Origin of the sequence: Rubrivirga marina, assembly GCF_002283365.1 — a bacterium.
In the GTDB taxonomy this organism is placed as follows: domain Bacteria; phylum Bacteroidota; class Rhodothermia; order Rhodothermales; family Rubricoccaceae; genus Rubrivirga; species Rubrivirga marina.
This window is the reverse complement of sequence record NZ_MQWD01000001.1, coordinates 1885806-1890589: the sequence shown is the minus strand read 5'-3', so window position 1 is coordinate 1890589 and position 4784 is coordinate 1885806. Positions and strand designations below refer to the sequence as shown.

The window sequence follows — 4784 nt, the reverse complement described above, 5'->3', positions numbered from 1 at the left end:
GAGGAGGCGGGCGCGGGCGTCGACGAGGCCGAGGGCGACCTGGAAGCGGGCGCGCTCGGCGTCGAGAAAGGCAAGAAAGTCGAGGGCGCCCGTCGTGTAGCCGGCGAGCGCGCTCTCGACGGTCGTCTCGGCCTGGGGCACGAGGGTTTGTTCGTAGAGGGCGACGGCCTCGGCGGCGCGGCGGGCGTCGGAGAGGGCGTCGGCGACGTCCGCCTGGACGGCGGTTCGGGCGGCGTCGAGGCGAGCGCGGGCGGCCTCCTCGCGGAGGCGGGCCTCGTCGAGCCCGGCGCGGCGGGATGTCCGGTCGAGCGGGACGCGGACGGAGGCCATGAGCCCAAGGGCGTCGCGGCCCGTCGCGGTCGGCGGCATGTCGGCCGCGGCGACGTCGGTGTAGACGATGCCGACCCCGAGGTCGGGGTAGAAGGCCTTTTGGGCGAGGGCCACGTCGGCCTGTGCGGCGTCGATCTGCGCCTGAGCGCGCGCGACCTCGGGGCGGGTCTGGACGGCGGTCGTCGCGAGGTCGTCCGCCTGGGGCAGCGCAGGGGCGACGGCGACGACGGGGCCGGAGAGCGCGAGGCCGGGCCGGTCGATCACGCGGGCGAGCGTCAGGACGGCGGCGTCCCGCTCGCGGTCGAGGGCGATGAGCTGCTCCTCGAGCCGCTGGCGTTCGAGTTGGACCTGGAGGATGGCGCCCTGCGGCCCCCGCCCCACCTCGTAGCGGACGGCGGCGGCCTCGGCGAAGGCGTCGAGCCGCGCCTGAAAGGCGCGCACGATCGACGCGGCCTCCTGCGTGCGCACGAGGTCGGCGTAAGCGCGTGTGGCCTGCCGGGCGAGGTCGAGGGCGGTCGCGTCGGCGCCGAGGCGGGCGGCCTCGGCCTGGGCGTCGGCGGCGTCGCGGCGGAGGCCGAGGGTGCCCGGCCACGGGATCATCTGCTCGACTCGCCACTGGCTCCGCTGCGTGCCCCGCGCGGTCAGGATCGGGTACGGCGCGACCATGACGGACGCCGTCGGGTCGGGGAGCGTGGCGACCTGGTCGCCGCGGCGCGCGAGGGCACGGGCGTCGAGGCGGGCGGCCCGGAGCGCAGGGTTCTCGGCGTAGAGCGCGTCGAGGACGGCGCCCAGGCGGAGGGTGTCGGGCGCCTGGGCGTGCGCCCGGGCGCCGACGAGGGCCAGGAGGGCGAGCAGCGCCGGGCGCGCTGCGGCGAGGGGGGACATGGTCTGAGACGGACGACGGACAGCGGGAGGGACGTGGCGCCGGGGGACGGCACGTCGGGCGCGGGAGCGCCAAGCGCCAGAGGCGCGGGCTGTCGGCTCAGACCAGGAGGACCGAGAGGGCGAGGTGGAGGCGGGGGCCCCGCGGCGGCCCGGTGTCCCACGCCGAGGGCGCGTTCTCGAGCGTGGCGACGGGGGGCGTCCGCGCGGTGAGGACGACGTTCGCCTCGGCGAGCAGTGGCGTAGGGATGGCCGTACCTGCGCGTCGGTCAGGAGCGTCTAGGCAGCACGAGGCGACATCGGCCGGGGGCTCGTCTGGAGCCGCTTGGTCCGCGCGCTCGCAGTGCCCCCCCGAGCCGAGCGCACCCACGACCGCGGCCGCCGTGGGGCCGGCAGCGCAGACGAGGACCAGGGCAGCGAGTAGGGCTGCCAGGCCGGAGGGCAAGGGCGCGAGGCGGGACATGCGAGGGGAGGTACGCGAGTATCGGCGTGTCAGTCCCGGGCTCACCTTAAATGGCGCAAAGGTTTCGCGAGATGCATGCTCCGTTCATGAGGCCTACGCAGCCGTCGCGCTCCTGCTGAATCCGCCCCCGCTGCAGGAGTCCTGTAGCGGGGCGTCGCCGATGCGGTTGCCCGGGGACCCACCGTTCCCCATGTCTGCCCCCCCTCTCGTAGAGGTTGACGCCGCAGCCGGCGAATGCCCGGTGCCCCACGCCCCCGTGCTCCAAGTAGGGGCCCGCAGACGACGGCGCGAGCGGCGCCTCTCAGGGGACCGTGGTTCTGACTGGTGGCCGTGGTCTCCGAGGGGCAGAATCCCCCTCGGGGGACGGCCGGGGGCGCCGTCTCATCCGATCTTGGGTCCATGAGTCCATCGGCATCCCCTCCTCTCGGCGCCCTTCGCCAGCCCACGACCAGCCTTGGCAGCCTGGTCCTGGCCGACCCCGACGCGCTCGACTCCTTCATTCGGGCCGCCGTCGCCGAGGCGGTGTCGGCCGTGATCGAGTCCCACGCGGCGGAGGTTCGCGCGCTCCGCGAAAGCCTCTTCGCTGCGAAGGGGCTCCTCACGGCCCACGAGGCCGGCGAGGTCCTCGGCGGGGTCTCCGCAGAGACGGTGATGGCGTACGTCAAGGACCTCGGCCTCCCGTGCTACCGGCCGGGCCGGCGCCCCCTCTTCCGGTTGGGAGAGATCAACGAGTGGGTCGGGCTCTTCCCGGACCGCGAGGGGTCCGGCGGGTAGGCGCTACCCGTCCTCGCGGATGCGGGTCCGAACGCCCGCGTACCCCGGAAGTCCGTGGCGCCGAGGGAGCCGGCTGTTCTGCATTGGAGGCCGGGGGCGGGCGCGGTGGGCGCGGCGTCCTCCGGGTGGTGCGCAGGTATCTCGCGATGCGAGGGGGGGCGGGGAAGGTGGCGCGGGTGCCGGGGCGGGTCAACTGCGGATGGCTGGGCCGAGGCCTTCGAGGCACGCGAAGTCGGCGCCGTCCTCGGAGGCGGGGAGCACGCTCATCGAGGCGTCGGTCTCGAGGACGACGGCGTGGACGGCGTCGGGGCCGGGGAGGCCGGCCTCGCGGATCGCCGCCATCACCTCCTGCCGGGTGACCCGCTCCGTGCGGAGGGCCGCGTCCTGGAACGCGCCGCGGTACAGGAGGACGGTGGGGGCCGCCTGGACGGCCCGCCGGACGCCCGCCCACCGCGCGGAGGAGGCCGTGACGGCGAACTGGAGGCCGAGGAGCATCCCGATGGCGACGAGGGCGGAGGCGAGGGGGACGGACTCGAGCACGACGGCCGAGCCGACGATGGAGCCGATGGCGACGGTGACGATCCAGTCGAAGTTGTTCATCTGCGACGTGGCCCGCTTCCCGCTCACGCGGACGGCGGCGATGACGAGGGCGTAGACGACGGGGGCGCAGACCGCCACGCGGGCGACGGCGTCCCAGCCGGAGAAGAACCAGGAGGAGTCCATGGGGTGGGTGTGGGGGGCTCAGCGGAGGGCCGAGGCGGACACCCCCGCCCCCGCCGTGGGGGGGGAGGGGGCCCGTTCGACGGCGTAGACGTGGACGGGCTCATCGCGCCCCCGGACGGCGTGGGTGCCCCGGTCGACGGCCCAGAGGCCGGGGGGGACGTCCACGGCTCCGACGACCTCGGCCGAGACCAGGAGCCGGGCCCCGAGGGCATGGCAGAGCCCCTCGATCCGGGCCGCCGTGTTGACGACGTCGCCCGAGTGGGCGAGCTCGCGCTTGACGTCGCCGACCTCGGCCGTCACGACGCGCCCGCCGTGGCAGGCGCCCTTCAGCGTCGGGGCCACGCCGTACCGGGCCTGGTAGGCGCCGGCGCGGGCGGCCAGCCGGTCCTCGACGAGGAAGAAGCACCGGAGTGGGGCGGCGGTGCGGATGCCCGGGGCCCACGGCCACGTCACGACCACCTCGTCGCCGACGTACTCCGCCACGCGGCCGCCGGTGGCGAGGACGGGCTCGGCGAGGTCGAAGAACACGTCGTTCTTGAGGTCCGTGAAGGCGAGCGGCCCGAGTCTGCGGGCCAGCGCCGTCGAGCCGTCGAGGTCGAGGAACAGGAAGAGCCGGTCCTCCCAGGCGGGGCGGAGGTACCGCCCGAGCGCGAGGTCGAGCACGAGCCCCGGCCCGAGCACGCGTCGGACCTGGACGGCCAGGCCGACGAGGAACGAGCCCACGGTGAGGACGGCGACGAGCGCGCCGAACCGGCTCGACCGGAGGAACGGGCCGAGCGCGCCCCGCTCGTAGAGCGCGGCGAGCCCGCCCTCGTCGGCGGCCGCCCACTCGGCCGAGAGCAGGAGGGCGCCCGTCACGACGGCGGCGTAGACCGCCGTCCGAGCGGCGAGCGTGGCCCCGAAGGGGAGCCTACGGGCCAGCCGCGGGAGCGCCCGGAGCTCGAGGATGGCCGAGGGGACGCCGACGAGGACCCCGACGAGGAGCGAGCGGCGGAGGAACGCCCAGACCGGGACGTCGTCGCCGCCGGGGGGCGGCTCGAGCCCGACGACGCGGGCGGCCACGAAGGCCGCTGCCGCCCAGGCCCCGACGAGGAACACGGCGTGGCTGAGGTACCGGCCCCAGGCCGTTCGGAGGCGGCCCCGCCACCGGGCGTAGCCGGCGGGAGGCGGGATCGGAGGGGCGGTCCGGGGTCGTGGCCGATGGGCGAGGGGGCGCGAGATCGCCATCACCGGGGGCGTCGTGGGATGCTCGCCGCCCCGGGCGGCGCGGGCCCTGGGGAACGAGCGGGAGGTGGGAGCGGCGTTGGGTGGGGCGCCGTCCAGAACGCGCTCGCCCTCGGGGAGTGCCGGGGGCGAGGCGCCCCGCGGAGGCAACGCGAGGAAGGCCGCCGGCCCGCGGGGCGGGGACCGGGGCGGGGTCATGCGGGACGGGATGCGTCGAGGACCGGCCGCTTTGTCCCCGGCCCGCCTTAAAGGGCGCACAGGTTCGACGGGATGCACGCCGCGTTCACGGAGGGATCGGGGCTCGCGCGTTACACGAGAGCGACGGACCGCGCCTCCATAGAGCCCCGGTAACGGGTCTGGGGTCGGCGCGTTTGTCTGAGAAAGCCCC

Annotated in this window: 4 protein-coding genes; 1 reads left to right on the top strand and 3 read right to left on the bottom strand. The window is 75.8% G+C overall.

What is annotated here, in order from left to right; genetic code table 11:
- Positions 1 to 1215 (bottom strand): TolC family protein (locus BSZ37_RS21945; protein WP_095510013.1); only part of this gene is annotated, 1215 nt, incomplete at its 3' end.
- Between the two features lie 859 nt (positions 1216 to 2074).
- Here BSZ37_RS21945 and BSZ37_RS07795 point away from each other — a divergent pair.
- A complete protein-coding gene (locus tag BSZ37_RS07795; RefSeq protein WP_095510011.1) occupies positions 2075 to 2449 on the top strand; it encodes a helix-turn-helix domain-containing protein in 375 nt (124 codons plus the stop codon).
- 189 nt (positions 2450 to 2638) lie between these two features.
- Here the strand turns inward: BSZ37_RS07795 and BSZ37_RS07790 are convergent, their stop codons facing one another.
- Positions 2639 to 3172 (bottom strand): DUF421 domain-containing protein, encoded by a 534-nt coding sequence (locus tag BSZ37_RS07790; protein ID WP_095510010.1) that lies wholly within the window; start codon positions 3170 to 3172, stop codon positions 2639 to 2641.
- Between the two features lie 18 nt (positions 3173 to 3190).
- A complete protein-coding gene (locus BSZ37_RS07785; protein ID WP_143537590.1) occupies positions 3191 to 4270 on the bottom strand; it encodes an adenylate/guanylate cyclase domain-containing protein in 1080 nt (359 codons plus the stop codon).
- Between the last annotated feature and the right edge of the window lie 514 nt (positions 4271 to 4784).

Bases quoted from the DNA above. Each gene is read 5' to 3' on its own strand.
- BSZ37_RS07790 (WP_095510010.1), bottom strand. From the start codon at position 3,172: ATGGACTCCTCCTGGTTCTTCTCCGGCTGGGACGCCGTCGCCCGCGTG.
- BSZ37_RS07795 (WP_095510011.1), top strand. From the start codon at position 2,075: ATGAGTCCATCGGCATCCCCTCCTCTCGGCGCCCTTCGCCAGCCCACG.